Source organism: Streptomyces sp. SAS_272, from assembly GCF_052543235.1.
Map to the genome: position 1 here is coordinate 38,429 of NZ_JBMNDR010000035.1, position 13,241 is coordinate 51,669.

Annotated in this window: 15 protein-coding genes; 7 read left to right on the plus strand and 8 right to left on the minus strand. The window is 73.7% G+C overall.

The window, feature by feature from the left end; genetic code table 11:
* The first annotated feature begins 57 nt into the window (after positions 1-57).
* From ACN6LD_RS20750 to ACN6LD_RS20760, 3 genes are read left to right on the plus strand one after another with little or no spacing between them, the layout of a single operon-like run.
* Positions 58-861: an alpha/beta fold hydrolase gene (locus tag ACN6LD_RS20750; protein ID WP_445043957.1), complete on the plus strand. Its 804-nt coding sequence runs from the start codon at positions 58-60 to the stop codon at positions 859-861.
* Entirely contained in the window at positions 861-2,156 is a 1,296-nt protein-coding gene (locus tag ACN6LD_RS20755) for a PP2C family protein-serine/threonine phosphatase (RefSeq protein WP_445043958.1), read from the plus strand. The genes ACN6LD_RS20750 and ACN6LD_RS20755 overlap by 1 nt, the downstream gene beginning before the upstream one ends.
* Positions 2,153-2,515, plus strand: coding sequence for an STAS domain-containing protein (locus ACN6LD_RS20760; RefSeq protein WP_445043959.1), 363 nt, complete (start codon positions 2,153-2,155; stop codon positions 2,513-2,515). Before ACN6LD_RS20755 ends, ACN6LD_RS20760 begins: the two co-directional genes overlap by 4 nt.
* 104 nt (positions 2,516-2,619) lie before the next feature.
* On the opposite strand, the gene ACN6LD_RS20765 is transcribed toward ACN6LD_RS20760, so the two are convergent.
* Positions 2,620-3,375 (minus strand): TioE family transcriptional regulator, encoded by a 756-nt coding sequence (locus tag ACN6LD_RS20765; RefSeq protein WP_445043960.1) that lies wholly within the window; start codon positions 3,373-3,375, stop codon positions 2,620-2,622.
* Between the two features lie 69 nt (positions 3,376-3,444).
* Here ACN6LD_RS20765 and ACN6LD_RS20770 point away from each other — a divergent pair, with 69 nt between their 5' ends.
* Entirely contained in the window at positions 3,445-4,689 is a 1,245-nt protein-coding gene (locus ACN6LD_RS20770) for an erythromycin esterase family protein (RefSeq protein WP_445043961.1), read from the plus strand.
* A 145-nt stretch (positions 4,690-4,834) separates the two neighbouring features.
* Here the strand turns inward: ACN6LD_RS20770 and ACN6LD_RS20775 are convergent, their stop codons facing one another.
* The 6 genes from ACN6LD_RS20775 to ACN6LD_RS20800 form a co-directional block, all read right to left on the minus strand.
* The gene (locus ACN6LD_RS20775; RefSeq protein ID WP_319189465.1) at positions 4,835-5,497 is read right to left on the minus strand and encodes a GAF and ANTAR domain-containing protein; all 663 of its coding nucleotides are present in this window, start codon (positions 5,495-5,497) and stop codon (positions 4,835-4,837) included.
* A 360-nt stretch (positions 5,498-5,857) separates the two neighbouring features.
* Positions 5,858-6,736 carry a short-chain dehydrogenase/reductase gene (locus tag ACN6LD_RS20780; protein WP_445043962.1) on the minus strand — a complete coding sequence of 293 codons (879 nt, stop codon included), beginning with the start codon at positions 6,734-6,736 and terminating at the stop codon, positions 5,858-5,860.
* An 89-nt stretch (positions 6,737-6,825) separates the two neighbouring features.
* Complete coding sequence (locus tag ACN6LD_RS20785; protein WP_319198451.1) at positions 6,826-7,323, minus strand: hypothetical protein; 498 nt, start codon at positions 7,321-7,323, stop codon at positions 6,826-6,828.
* Between the two features lie 93 nt (positions 7,324-7,416).
* The gene (locus ACN6LD_RS20790; RefSeq protein ID WP_445043963.1) at positions 7,417-9,048 is read right to left on the minus strand and encodes a phytoene desaturase family protein; all 1,632 of its coding nucleotides are present in this window, start codon (positions 9,046-9,048) and stop codon (positions 7,417-7,419) included.
* Complete coding sequence (locus ACN6LD_RS20795) at positions 9,041-9,547, minus strand: SRPBCC family protein (protein ID WP_319195139.1); 507 nt, start codon at positions 9,545-9,547, stop codon at positions 9,041-9,043. The genes ACN6LD_RS20790 and ACN6LD_RS20795 overlap by 8 nt, the downstream gene beginning before the upstream one ends.
* Positions 9,548-9,742: 195 nt before the next feature.
* On the minus strand, positions 9,743-10,507 hold the full coding sequence (locus ACN6LD_RS20800; RefSeq protein WP_319195141.1) for a rhomboid family intramembrane serine protease: 765 nt from the start codon (positions 10,505-10,507) through the stop codon (positions 9,743-9,745).
* 339 nt (positions 10,508-10,846) lie between these two features.
* Here ACN6LD_RS20800 and ACN6LD_RS20805 point away from each other — a divergent pair, with 339 nt between their 5' ends.
* A complete protein-coding gene (locus ACN6LD_RS20805) occupies positions 10,847-11,272 on the plus strand; it encodes a DUF6003 family protein (RefSeq protein WP_319195143.1) in 426 nt (141 codons plus the stop codon).
* Positions 11,273-11,479: 207 nt separating this feature from the next.
* Here the strand turns inward: ACN6LD_RS20805 and ACN6LD_RS20810 are convergent, their stop codons facing one another.
* Entirely contained in the window at positions 11,480-11,713 is a 234-nt protein-coding gene (locus ACN6LD_RS20810; protein WP_319195144.1) for a hypothetical protein, read from the minus strand.
* Positions 11,714-11,889: 176 nt separating this feature from the next.
* Here ACN6LD_RS20810 and ACN6LD_RS20815 point away from each other — a divergent pair, with 176 nt between their 5' ends.
* Both ACN6LD_RS20815 and ACN6LD_RS20820 read left to right on the plus strand, forming a co-directional pair.
* Positions 11,890-12,411, plus strand: coding sequence for an AAA family ATPase (locus tag ACN6LD_RS20815; protein WP_445043964.1), 522 nt, complete (start codon positions 11,890-11,892; stop codon positions 12,409-12,411).
* Positions 12,412-12,468: 57 nt separating this feature from the next.
* A complete protein-coding gene (locus ACN6LD_RS20820) occupies positions 12,469-13,146 on the plus strand; it encodes a maltokinase N-terminal cap-like domain-containing protein (protein ID WP_445043965.1) in 678 nt (225 codons plus the stop codon).
* Positions 13,147-13,241 lie beyond the last annotated feature (95 nt).

Below are 13,241 nucleotides of genomic sequence, written 5' to 3' on the forward strand. Positions count from 1 at the left end.
CGGCCGTGCGGACCGGGACGTACGGGAGCCGTCGACGGTGATGGCAGGATGGTTGGTATGGACATTCGTCGCAGGAACAACGTCGTGACCACCGGTCGGCCGGACGGACCGGTGGTCGTCCTGGCCCACGGGTTCGGCTGCGACCAGAACATGTGGCGACTGACGGTCCCCGCCCTCGCCGAGCACTGCCGGGTCGTCCTGTTCGACTACGTCGGCTCGGGCCGCTCGGACCTGTCCGCCTGGGACGAGACGCGGTACTCGAGCCTTCAGGGCTACGCACAGGACGTCGTCGACGTCTGCGAGGAACTGGATCTGCGGAACGCCGCCTTCGTCGGGCACTCGGTCAGCGCGATGGTGGGGGTGCTCGCCGCGCGGGCGGCGCCGGAGCGGATCGGATCCCTGGTGATGGTGGCCCCCTCGCCCCGCTACATCGACACCGACGGCTACCGCGGCGGTTTCAGCGCCGAGGACATCGACGAGCTGCTGGCGTCCCTGGAGTCGAACTACCTGGGCTGGTCGGCGACCATGGCCCCCGTCATCATGGGCAACCCGGAGCGGCCGGAGCTGGGCGAGGAGCTGACGCACAGCTTCTGCGCCACCGACCCCGACATCGCCCGCGTCTTCGCCCGGACCACGTTCCTGTCCGACTCCCGCGACGATCTCAAGGGCGTGGAGGTGCCGACCCTGGTCCTCGAATGCGTCCAGGACGTCATCGCCCCCCGCGAGGTCGGCGCCTACGTGCACGCCGAGATCCCCGGCTCCACCCTGGTGACGCTTCCGGCCACCGGCCACTGCCCGCAGCTGTCCGCCCCGCAGGCCACCAACGAGGCAGTCCTCGACTTCCTGCGCAGCCTGCGGTGATGTGCCCCGCCGGAGAGAGCCCGGAGCCCTACGGGGCGGACGCCCCGTCGACCGACGCCGCGTTCACCGCGCTCCTCGAGGACAGCGCCGAGGACCTGTACGAGTCGGCGCCCTGCGGATACCTGTCGACGCTGATGGACGGCACCATCGCCAAGATCAACACGACGCTGCTGAACTGGCTCGGCCTGGAGCGCACGGCGGTGGTGGGCCGCCTGCGGTTCGCCGACCTGCTCACCGTGGGCGGCAAGCTGTACCACGAGACCCACTTCGCGCCGCTGCTGCAGATGAAGGGCGAGATCAGCGGCATCGCGCTGGAGATGAAGAAGGCCGGCGGCGGGCGCATACCGGTCCTGGTCTCCTCCGTCGTCAAGCACGGCAGCGAGGGCGAGCCGCTGCTGATCCGCACGACCGTCTTCGACGCCTCCGACCGCCGCTCCTACGAAGAGGAACTGCTGCGCCGCAAGCGGGAGGCCGAGCAGGCGCACCGGCAGGCGGAGGCCGACCGGGCCCGGCTCAAGGAGGCCCTGGCCGTGCTGCAGCAGTCCCTGCTCCCCGCGACCCTGCCCGAGGTGCCGGGCGTGGAGACGGCCGTGTACTACCACACGGCGGCGCCGGACCGGCTCGGCGGCGACTTCTACGACCTCTTCGCCCTGGACGGCACCCGCTGGGCGTTCTTCCTCGGCGACGTGTGCGGCAAGGGCCCCAAAGCCGCCGCGGTCACCTCGCTGACCCGCTACACCCTGCGCGCGGCGGCCCTGCACGACCCCGACCCGGTCACCGCGCTCACCACCTTGAACACCGTGCTGCACGAGCGCTACACCGGCGGCGACCCGCGCTACTGCACGGCGATCTTCGGCATCCTCACCCGCGACCCGGACACCGGTCAGGTCACCGTCGGTCTGGCCTCCGGCGGCCATCCGCCCGCCCTCGTGGTCCGCGGCGACGGGAAGACGGACTTCCTGCCCACTCCCGGAGGGCTCCTGGTCGGCGTGCTGCCCCAGGCCACCTTCACGCCCGCCACGACCACGCTCGGCCCCGGCGACACGCTCCTGCTGTACACCGACGGCCTGACCGAGGCGCGCACCGGACCCGACCGCGCCGACCTGTACGGCGATCACGCCCTGCGTGACTTCGTCGAGGCCCACGCCGACGAGTCGCCGCGCGGGCTCGTCCAGGCCCTGAGCGGCCTGCTGGAGGGCCTCGGCGACGGAGTCGACGACGACACCGCGCTGCTCGCCATCGGCGTCCCCGGCACCCGCCCGGAACTCCTCCCGGCAAGGGACCACTCGAGATGAACACAGTGAAGATCGCCGCTCGCCACGCGGCCACCGGCCCCGTGGTCGAGATCGTCGGCGACCTCGACCACGCCACCGCGCACGAGTTGCGCGACTTCGTCGCCCGCACCGGCCTGCGTCCCGGCCAGCGCCTGGTCCTCGACCTGGCGCGACTGGAGTTCTGCGACTCCAGTGGCATCACCGCCCTGATCGCGGCCCGCAACCACGCGGTCGCCGCCGGGGCCGACGTCGCCCTCGCCGCCGTGCCCGCCAACACGCTGCGCGTCCTGCGGATCGTCGGACTCGACCAGGTCTTCCCCCTGCACCCCGACGCGCACTCGGCCATCGGCGACCACCCCACCGCCGCGCCGCCCGGATAGCACCCCGCACGGCCGGTGCAGACGGCGACTGCCCTGCGCCACCGGCGACGGACCGGCGTCTGCTCTCGCGGGACCGGCACGTCGACGAGCCGCCTCCCGACGTCTCATCCGCGCTCGCGCAGATATGCCTCCAGCTCGGCCGCCCCGCTCAGCAGGGCCCGCCCGCGCGCGGACAGCCGATGGTGCCAGTCGCCCAGCGCTCCCTCCAGCGGCTCCAGTCCGCCGGCCGCCCGCACCTGGGTGATCAGCGGGGCGATCTGCTCCAACAGGTAGCCGCCCCGCCTGAGTTGGTGCGCAAGTCGCACATCCCGCACATCGGCCTCGTCGTAGACGCGGTATCCCGTCGCCGGGTCGCGACGCGGACGCACCAGACCGGCGCGCTCCCATGCGCGCAGGGTCGCGGGCCGGACGCCGAGCCGGCCGGCCAGCGCCCCGATGAACAAGCCGGCCGGCCGCCGCCGGAGCGAAGTGCCAGGTGGGGGTGCGGGTGGGGGTGCGGATGCCGTGGCGGGCGTCAGGTCGTGCAGGGCGCGTTCCACGGCGTGGAGGGTCCTTCGGTCCTCCAGCAGGCGGGCGTGACTCTCGTCCACGCAGCGGAAGGCCTCGTCGAGCGCGCCCGCGTTCACGGCCCGCATGATCGCCGTCGCCGTCGGGTGGCCGTGACCGGGCACGAGGGCCAGGAACGCGGCCAGAGCCCGTGCGTGCAACGGCGTGTAGGTGCGGTAGCCGTGAGCGGTGCGATCGGCGGCCGGAAGGATGCCGGCCTCCTCGTAGTTCCTGACGGCCTGCGTCGACAGGCCGTGCCCGCGTGCCAGGTCGATCGGCCTGAGCTGTCCACCGCTTTGAAGGTTACGTCCCACAGCGTCCATGCTATCCGGCGTCGACACGGAAGAAGTCTCCACCGAAGCTTCAACGATAGCGTTGAAGGCATGGCAACCGACCTCATGGACACCGCCCGCCCCGTCGACGCAGCCGCCGTCATGAAGCTGCTCGCCCGGCGGCCCCGGCTGCTCGCCCTGGGCGAGCCCACGCACGGCGAGGACACGCTGCTCGACGTCCGCAACGAACTGTTCCGGCAGTTGGTCGAGGAGGAGGGCTACCGCACGATCGCGATCGAGAGCGACTGTCTGGCGGGCCTCGTCGTGGACGACCACGTCGTCTCGGGCACCGGGACCCACGACGACGTCATGGAGCGCGGGTTCAGCCACGGATTCGGCGCCTCCGCGGCCAACCGCGAACTCGTGCGCTGGATGCGCGCCTTCAACGAGGGCCGGCCCGCCGCCGACCGGCTGCGCTTCGCCGGCTTCGACGGCCCGCTGGAGATCACCGGCGGCGCGAGCCCCCGGCAGGCCCTCACCGCGCTGCACGCCCACCTCGCCTCCCGGGTCGGCACGGACCTGCTGCCCTGCACCGCAAGGACGCTGGACCGTCTCCTGGGCGCCGACGACCGGTGGCCCGACCCGGCCGCGATGACGGACCCGTCGCGGTCCGTCGGGCAGTCGCCCGAAGCCGGGGAACTGCGGCTGATCGCCGACGACCTGGTGGCGCTGCTCGACGCGCAGGCCCCGCACCTGATCGCGACGACCTCGCGGGCCGAGCAGGACCGCGCCCGGCTGTACGGACGCACCGCCGTAGGTCTGCTGCGCTACCACCACTGGACGGCCGACGGCTCACCGGGCCGCATGACCCGGCTGGTCGGCCTGCGGGGCGCGATGATGGCCGACAACCTGCTCGCCCTCGCCGAGCGGGGGCCGGTCCTGGCGCACGCCCACAACGCGCATCTGCAGCGGGACCAGAGCTCGATGCGGATGGGCGGACGGGAGGTGCGGTGGTGGAGCGCCGGCGCGCTCGTGAACGCCCGCCTGGGCGAGGAGTACGCCTTCCTGGCCACCGCCGTCGGCACGATCCGGCGCCGCGGAGTGGGCGTCCCGGAGCCGGACACCGCGGAGGGAGTCCTGTACGCGCTCCCGCACGACAGCTGCGTCGTCGACGCCGTCAGCCTCGCCGCCGCACTCGGCGACCCGGGTCCCGCCCCGCGCGTGTCCCCCTGGTTCGGCTACGCGCCTCTCGACCCGGCCCACCTCGCCGACGGCGACGGGATCGTCTACGTCAAGGACCTTCCGGCGGGACAGCGCACAGGACTCGCAATCCGCGGGGCGAAACGGCGGGGGTGACGGCGCGGCGGCCCGGGAATCGGGTGTGAGAGAGCCCCGAGAGGGGACTTGGAGTGCAGGCGGAGCCCAGCGGCGTTCCCATGGGGCTGGCACCGCCCAGGCTTCTTCGGTTCAGACTGCGTGCCGGGGGAGCCGCCCCGAGGGGTCACGAGAGCCCGCCCTTCTCGCAGACCAGGCGCGCGACCTCGCGAAGCTTGACGTTGTTCTCCTGCGAGTAGCGACGCAGCACGTCGAAGGCCTGCTCCTCGCTGAGGCGGTGGCTCCCCATGAGGATTCCCATGGCCTCGCCGATGGCGTGCCGGGTGGCCACGGCCTGCTCCATCTGGGCGTGGGTCCGGGCGCTGGAGAAGGCGACCGCGGCGTGCGAGGCGAGCAGCCAGCCCGCCGTCTCACTGGCTTCGCCGAACGCGCCGGGCTTGCGCGAGTAGAGGTTCAGCGCGCCGAGATCCTCGTCCTCGGTGAAGAGCAGGAAGCCCATCATGCTGCCCAGGCCGAGCGCGTGGGCCTGGGGGGCGTAGGCGGGCCAGCGCTGCTGCCCGACGCTGAGGTCGGCGATGCGGTAGACCCGTTCTCCGGTCCCGCTGCGGGCGGCGTCGAAGCAGGGTCCCTCGCCGAGCCGAGCCTGCAGACGGTCGCTGTCGACGACCAGGCGATCGGTGGGGGCGAGCGACTCCGCCTGCGAGTCGCGCAGCACGAGGATGCCGGCTGCGTCACAGCCGGACACCAGCTCGGTGGCCGATGCGGTGATCCGCTCGAGTGTGGCACCGACCGAATCCTGCGCGAGGAGATCCCGCGCCATCGACGCCATCTGCTCCGCAAACCGGCCCCAGTCCACGCCGTCCTCCACTCTTCACGCCTGCCTGAAACCACCCGCATACCCAGCATGGCAAGCGAGCAGCACACGGTGAAGGCGGCGGGCCCGCGACCCCACGCGCCCGCCGCCCCACGCACCCCGCTCCGTGGCCGCCTCCCGGTCCACCCCGTCCGGCGCCGGGCAGCCGCACCTCGGGGTCGACAGCCCAGGTGGTGCCTGCACCCCCTGGGACGAGGTGGCTTCCCGCCGTGGGACATGTGCCCGAGCGACCCACGTCACGGACCTGTGCCGGAGGTGTGGGCGGCCTTGGGACGCGGCCCCGGCGGGCGACCGCCGACGAGGCCGTGCATTGCGCTACTCGGTGATCGTGGCGGCCCGGTCGGCGCGGCCGCCGGCGCCCAGCAGGCCCGTCGGGCGCAACGGCTCCTCGGCCTCGAGCCGGGGGAGGGTGCGCCGCGCGGCGCGCAGCACGAGGGGAGGGATCGCCGCCCGGCCCACCTGGGCCAGACGCAGCCACGAGGGGATGTAGACAGCGGTGCGCCGCTGTTCCACGGCACGGACGAGGCGATCCGCGACGGCCTCCGCGGGGTGCACACGCCGGGCCGGGAACGGCATGTGGGCCCGCAACTCCCGCAGGGCGGCGTACCGGTCGCCGTCACGGATCATGTCGGTGTCGATCCAGTTGAGGTAGGCGAGGCCGACGGCCACGTCCCGGTGCGCGACCTCGGCCCGCAGGGCGTGGGCGAAGGCCTCCACCCCGGATTTCGACGCGCAGTACGCGCTCATCAGCGGGGCGGCGCCGAGGGACGCCAGCGAGGCGATCTGCAGGTGATAGCCGGCGGTCCGCATGAGGTCGGGCAGGAAGGCCCGGGCCGTCTGAGCGCTGCCGACCAGGTTGACCTCGATCACGCGTCGCCACGTCCCGGCGTCGGAACGGGCGAAGAGCCCGGCTTCGGCGACGCCCGCGTTCGCCACGACCGCCGACGGCGGGCCCAGGCGCCCGCGGACGACGTCGGCGGCGCCGTGGAGGGCCTCGCCGTCGGTGACGTCGACCCGCAGGGCCAGCGTGGTGCCCGGCAGCGCTGCGGCCGTCGCCCGCAGCGCCGCCCCATCGTGGTCGAGCAGGGCCAGCCGGGCCCCCCGCCCGGCGAGCGCGGCCGCGAGCGCCGCTCCCACGCCGCGCGCTGCTCCGGTGATCACGACGGTGCGGTCCTTGAGAGGGCTGTCGTCCACGGCGGGTTCCCTTCTGGTTCTGCGGCCAGGGCCGGGCGGGGTGCGGCGGCCGGCTCGAACCGGCGGACATCGCCCGCGCCGGGCCGGGCTCATCCCGGGCGGTCGCCGCCGGCGGCCGGACGGGCGGTGTGGGCGGGGTGACCGGCGGTGCGCCGTGCCTCCTTCATCTCGGCCTCGTACAGGTGGTCGCGGCCCTGGGCCAGCTGCTGCACGGCCTCACGCGCGAGGTGTGTGAACGGCTGGTGGTAGGTCGCGTCGTACGCCTCGACGATCTGGAAGGTCCAGTGCCCGGGGATGACGTTGCGGCCCAGGATCTCCGTGTGCACCTTGTCGGCCCACTCGGGGTGCCCGGCTTTGCGCAGGAGGTCGACGGCGTCGTCCAGTTGGAGGTCCGCCGTGCCGGTCAGCTGATGGAAGCTGTACAGGTGGCCTCGTGCGCGTTCGGTGGTCTCCAGGGCCTTGGACAGCGCCCCGAGCGCCTCCACGGTCTCGTCGCTGACGCCTGCCGGACGCCGGTGGGCGCGGTCGGGGCCGTCCTGCGGAAGGGCGTGATCGGCGGGACCGGTGCCGTCCTGCGGGATGTCCATGGTGATGTCCGTTCCTTGTGCGAAGCGTCCGGTCCTCGGCGGGGAAGCCACAGTCACGGGGAAGGGGGAGAGGGGAGGAGCCCGGGCGGCGCGTCACGGGGGGTGTGGTGACTTCCGGCCGGTGCGGTCCCGGCGGGTGAGGACGCGCTGGGCGCGGGTGAGCCCCGAGAGCCGCTGCCGGTGCAGTGCGGCGCGGGCGGCGTTGGCTCCCGGAGCGCCGTGGACGCCGCCGCCCGGGTGCGCGGAGGCCGAGGCGAGGTAGAGCCCCCTGACGGGCGTCTCCGGGCGGCCGGTTCCGGGCACGGGGCGGAAGACCAGCTGCTGGTGCATGGCCGCGGTGCCGCCGTTGATCGCGCCTGCGCGCAGATTGCCGTCCAGCGCCTGGAGCGTGGGCGGGGCGAGGATGCGCCGGGCCCGGACGACCGAGCGGAATCCCGGAGCGAACCGTTCGACCTGGCGTTCGATCCGGTCGGCCATGATCTCCTGCTCCCGGGGAGTCCAGGCGCCCGTCAGCCCCTCGTCGCCCGCGTCCGACTTGATCACCTGCGGAAGATGGGTGTACGCCCAGGCGGCCTCGGTGCCCCGGGGCGAGCGTGAGGCGTCCGCCGTGGTCATCTGACCGAACAGGGCGAACGGCCGGTCGGGCACCTGGCCCATGGCGATCTGGGCCGCGAAGCGGGTGAGTTCGTCCACGCCGTCCGCCAGATGGACCGTGCCGGCCTGCGCCGCCGACGCGGCCCGCCAGGGCACGGGACCGTCGCACGCCCAGTCCACCTTGAAGGTCGCGAAGTCCCACTCGAAGCGCCTGAGGTCGTCGAGCACCTGGGACGGCAGGTGCTCGGCCTCGACGAGTTCCCCGTACAGCGCCGACGCCGACACGTCCGCGAGGACGGCCCGCCGCGCGCCCACCGTCTCGCCCTCGGCGGTGCGCACGCCGACGGCTCGCCCGTCCCGCACGATCACCCGGCGCACGCTCTGACCGCAGCGCAGGACGCCGCCACGCGACCGCAGCCGGCGCACCAGGGCCTCGGTCAGCGCCCCCGCGCCGCCGACCGGAACGGGAAAGCCGAAGCTCTGCCCGAGCATGGACATCAGCCAGCCGAAGCCCCCGCTCCCCGCGGCCTCCGGAGCGAGGTCGGCGTGCAGCGCGTTCCCGGCCAGCAGCAGCCTGCCGCCCTCACCCCCGAACTCCTCCTTCCCCATGCGGCGCACCGGCAGGATCAGCGTCCGGGCCATCCGCAGGCCGCCGGCCCCCCGGAGCCTCGCGGCGAGTCCGGCGGTGGCGCGCACCGGCGGGAACGGGGTGAACAGGGCGTCGAGAATGTCCGGGGCGAGGTGGTCCCACGTGTCGTGCAGACGCCTCCACGCGTCGCCGTCACCGGGGTGGAAGGCGTCGAGGGAGTCGGCGGTGGTGTCGAGGTCCCGGGCGAGGACCGCGCACCTGCCGTCGGTGAGGGGATGGGCCAGCACGCGGGGCGCATGGCTCCAGCGCAGCCCGTGATCGCCGAGGCGCAGCCGGCGCAGCACGGGTGACGCGGCGGCCAGCGGATAGAACGAGCTGAAGAGGTCGTTCACGAACTCCGGGTCGACCTCCCGGTCGTGACGCACCGCGCCGCCGGGCGCCGGCTGCTCCTCCAGGACCTCCACGCTCCAGCCCTCGTCGGCGAGGAGGTTGGCCGCCACCAGCCCGTTGGGGCCTGCGCCGATCACCACCACGTCAGGCATGACCGCCGCCGACGCCGTGGGCTGCTGCCTCCTTGCGCCCTCGCAGGCCCGAGGGCCGTTCGGACCGGCCCTGCTCCTCGCACACCCGGGCGAGCCGGGCCAGCATCGCGCGGTGCCGCAGCTGGATGAGTCCTTCGAACCCCACGTTGTGCAGCCGCCCGCTCGCTCCCTGCAGCGGATGCTCGTCGACGATCACCAGGCAGTGCTCACCCCAGGGGCGCAGCTCGATGGCGATCCGGGCCGACCCCAGCATGCCCGCGTGCGCCTCGAGCTCCAGCTCGGAGCCCTCCTCGCAATGCCGGACGACCGTCTCGTTGCTGAGCCGGAGCGGGCCGATGCGCACCTCGTAGCCGATCGCGGAGCCGACCTGCGGCCACTGTCCCCGCACCGGTTCGGAGGACGCCGTTCCCACCACCCACTCCGCATAGCGACCGCCGTCGGCGAGGACGGCCCACACGGTCTGCGGACTCACCTTGATCAGACGATGCCGTACCGCCACGCCACACCTCCAGAGCCACAGGACAGGTCGCCCGCCGAGTGCCCAGCCCGAGAAACCCCAACCGGGTCCTGCCCCCCGGGTGGCGTCCCCCGGAGGGGTTCCCCGCGCAGCGTGACGCGGCGCCGGTGCGGCAGACCGAGCACGTCACGTGAGCGAAGGGCGGCCGCCGGTGTGCGGCCGACCGGCGAGTGGCGGTCAGAGCAGGCCCAGGTCGCCGAGTTCCTTGTGGAGTGCGGCGCGGGGGCTCTCGGCGTCGCTGCGACCGGCGTCCGCCGTGTCGTCGGTTCTGGCGCGGCGGTCGGTTCTCGTGCGGCGACCCGGGGTGCGGTCGCGGCCACGCGTGCGGTCGCGGTCGCGGAAGAGCCATGCGCCCACCAGGCCGCCGACCAGCCCTCCCAGGTGCGCGAGCCAGCTCACGCCGGGCGTGCCGGGGACCGCGACGGTGAGCATGTAGGCGAAGGAGGCCGCCATGACGACGCCGACGAGCGTGTCGAGCAGGTGCCGGTCGAAGAGGCCGCGGACGACGACGTAGCCGAAGTAGCCGAAGATCAGTCCGCTGGCGCCGACCGTCTCGACGTGTCCGTCCTCGAAGAACCAGACCGCGAGCCCGCTGGTCACCGCCACCAGCAGACTCAGTCCGAGGAAGCGCACCACACCCCGGTAGGCGGCGAGGAAGCCGAACACGAACAGCGGGCCGGAGTTGCTCTCGATGTGGGCCCAACTCCAGTGCAGGAAAGGCGCGGTGAGCACGTGCGGGAGGCTGCCGGTCTCGCCGGGCACCAGGCCGTACTCGCGTGCCGTGGCGTAGTCGTCGGCGTAGTCGACGATCTGCGCCAGCCAGACCAACGCGAGGAACCCGAACATCACGAAGAACGCCTTCCGCGCCTCCGCGATCATCTGCTCCGGACTGCCCGGCGTCGTGCCGGACCGCCGCGCCGCCTCCGACTGCTCGCCGCCCATGGGCGCCCCCTCCCGTGATGACGTAGATGATGCCGCTCCCTCGCCGCGCACGCCACGCCGGGTCGGTCGTCGGCGTCCGACGCCGCACCGCCCTCGGCCGCACGGACGTCCGGACCGGATTGCGGCACGCACACCCCGGTTCGGCGTGTCACGCACGCCGCCCGACGGCGACGATCGGCTCGCGGGAGTCGTGGTCGAGGTCGCCGACCCGGTCTGCGGGACGCGCGCGGACGCGCCGGCTCGGTCGGGGGCGACGGTAATCGCGCGGCGGCGGGGTAGAGGGACGTCGACCGGCCGCCCCGACGCGGCCGGCGTCTCCCCGGAGAGAAGGAGTCGAGGATGACCGACGAGGCCTACCTGTTCCTGTTGGACGACGCGACCGCGGCGCTCGGCGTCGCGCCGTCCGCCGTCGGCGACCTCGCGTGCATGGACACTCCCGCCGTACAGGCGTGGCTGGACGCGCAGGGGGCCTCGGCGACGTCCCCGCGGCTGCGCCTGCTGCCTCCGGAGGAGCGTGGGGCCGTCCCGGAGGGAGCCGAACGGCTGCCGGTCCCGCTGAGCGACGACGAGCTGAGCCGGGTGCGTCATGGGCTGGCGCCGGCGTCGATCGCGCAGGTGGAGGAGGAGCTCCTCGCCTACCGCGAGCGCACCGACGACCGGGACGGTCTGATCGGACGGGCCCTCGCCGCCGGCGTGCCGCCGCACCGCGTCGTGGAACTGACCGGGGTGGATCCCGCGGCGGTGACGGCGGCGGGCGGGCGATGACGCACCGGCCGCGCCGGACTCGCCCTGGGAGGCGTCGGACGCGGCGGCCGGCGCTCGGAGCGGGCGAGCGCGGCGAGTACGGCGTCCCGCCGGCGCTGGAGCCGCAGGTAGACGGCCAGGGTCTCCTGCTCCGCCGGCTGCCGCTCCGGATGGGAAGGATCACCCGCGGCCGGGACGGGTAGGGCGGCGGCTGGGACATGACGCGCCTCACCTCCGCCCGGGGTGACTCCCATGGCCGCGCCCTCCTCCTCGTCCCGCGCTGAAGAGCGCCGCCCGGGCCGCCGCGCTGCGGCCGCCGTCCCAGTACGGGTGGGAGAGCACGTCGCACGACAACCGGATGAGTCTTCGCCGCAGCGCGCTGCACGGCCGGGCGGCGAGCAGGCGGTAGGTGGTGTGCCAGTCCTCCAGGGCCTCGGTGAGATCGGCGGGAATCGGTCGCATGGCTGAATTCAATCATGTGTTCGATTTTCGAGGCCAGTCGACAGCGACGCCCCCGGCTCGTGTGCCTCACGGTGTAGCGGCCCTCCGCCTGGCGATCGCACGCGCCGGACGCCGCGCGCCCGGCTCTTCGGACAGACGGCGCCGCTTTGCGGACACGCCCTCTAGGCTCGTGTCCCGTGATCGTATGGCTCAACGGAACCCACGGCGCCGGTAAGACGACCACCGCTGCCCTCGTGCGGCAACTGCTCCCCGATTCCCGCGTGCTGGACGCCGAGAAGGTCGGCGAGACGCTCATGGACATCACGCCGGGGCTGCCAGGCACGGACAACTTCCAGCACTGGCCGCCATGGCGGCCCCTCGTCGTCGAGACCGCCCGCCATGTACTCGACTACACCGGCGGCACCCTGGTGATGCCCATGACCGTCCTGGTCGAGCGGTACTGGCGCGAGATCAGCGCGGGCCTCGCCCGGCACGCCATCCCGGTGAGGCACTTCGTCCTCCACGCCGACCAGGACACCCTTCGCGGGCGCATCGAGGGGGACGCCGTTCTCGGCCCCTCCTCGTTCCGCCTCAGGTATCTGGAGCCGTACGCCGAAGCGGCCCGCACATGGCTGCACCGCGAGGGCGAGGTCGTCGACACCACCCGGCTCACGCCTGGCGAGGTCGCCGTGCGGATCGCGGAGGCCGTCAAGAGCTGAGCTCCGGGGGATGGGAGGGTGGGGCGTCGCATCCGTTCACGGAGGGGAAGCCTCGGCATGGCCGTCATCCACCACACCGTCCTGAAGCCGACCAAGCTGGAACTGCTCACTTCCTGGCTGCCTGCCCGGCCGTGGTACGTCGGCGGCGCGGGCCGGCCGGAGCCGGCCAAGGCCGGCGGTTTCCGGCTGGACGACCCGCAGGGCGAGGTCGGGATCGAGTTCATGGTCGTCACCGACACCGCCGGCCCGCATCCGGCCGCGTACCTGGTCCCGCTCACCTACCGCGGCGCCCCTCTCGAGGGGGCGGAACACGCCCTGGTCGGCACGATGGAGCACGGGGTGCTGGGCCGGCGCTGGGTCTACGACGGCTGTCAGGACCCGGTGCTGGTCGCCCAGCTGCTCGCGCTGATCGACGGCCGGGTCCAGGCGCAGGCGCAGAGCGCCAGTGACACGCCCGACCGGGAGGTCACCCGCTCCTGCACCGGCGGCGACGCGCCCCTCGTCGCGCGCCCCGCAGCCTCCGCCGCCGACGACCGGGACGGCACCGAACTGCCCGCACCGCACGGCTCGACGCTCCGCCTGCAGCGGGTGCTGACCCCCGTCCCGGACGGAGCGCCCCTCCTCCCGCCCGGTGCGACGGGCCACGTCGCCGGCCCCTGGCTCACGCCCGCCGGGACACGCGCGCGAGGCCTGTTCGCCGTCCTGCGCCCCGACCCTCGCGCCCAGGGTCTCTGAGTTCGCCGCTGTCCCAGTTCCGGCCGCGGCGTCGAAGCCGACGTGGCAGGAGGCCCTCGCCCTTCCGGCAGTCGCGACGGGCGCCACCGCGCTCA

Coding starts and splice junctions, on each gene's coding strand:
- ACN6LD_RS20785 (WP_319198451.1), bottom strand. CDS start 7,323: ATGGACATCCCGCAGGACGGCACCGGTCCCGCCGATCACGCCCTTCCG.
- ACN6LD_RS20755 (WP_445043958.1), top strand. CDS start 861: ATGTGCCCCGCCGGAGAGAGCCCGGAGCCCTACGGGGCGGACGCCCCG.
- ACN6LD_RS20760 (WP_445043959.1), top strand. CDS start 2,153: ATGAACACAGTGAAGATCGCCGCTCGCCACGCGGCCACCGGCCCCGTG.
- ACN6LD_RS20790 (WP_445043963.1), bottom strand. CDS start 9,048: ATGCCTGACGTGGTGGTGATCGGCGCAGGCCCCAACGGGCTGGTGGCG.
- ACN6LD_RS20810 (WP_319195144.1), bottom strand. CDS start 11,713: ATGCGACCGATTCCCGCCGATCTCACCGAGGCCCTGGAGGACTGGCAC.
- ACN6LD_RS20800 (WP_319195141.1), bottom strand. CDS start 10,507: ATGGGCGGCGAGCAGTCGGAGGCGGCGCGGCGGTCCGGCACGACGCCG.
- ACN6LD_RS20770 (WP_445043961.1), top strand. CDS start 3,445: ATGGCAACCGACCTCATGGACACCGCCCGCCCCGTCGACGCAGCCGCC.
- ACN6LD_RS20820 (WP_445043965.1), top strand. CDS start 12,469: ATGGCCGTCATCCACCACACCGTCCTGAAGCCGACCAAGCTGGAACTG.
- ACN6LD_RS20750 (WP_445043957.1), top strand. CDS start 58: ATGGACATTCGTCGCAGGAACAACGTCGTGACCACCGGTCGGCCGGAC.
- ACN6LD_RS20775 (WP_319189465.1), bottom strand. CDS start 5,497: ATGGCGTCGATGGCGCGGGATCTCCTCGCGCAGGATTCGGTCGGTGCC.
- ACN6LD_RS20805 (WP_319195143.1), top strand. CDS start 10,847: ATGACCGACGAGGCCTACCTGTTCCTGTTGGACGACGCGACCGCGGCG.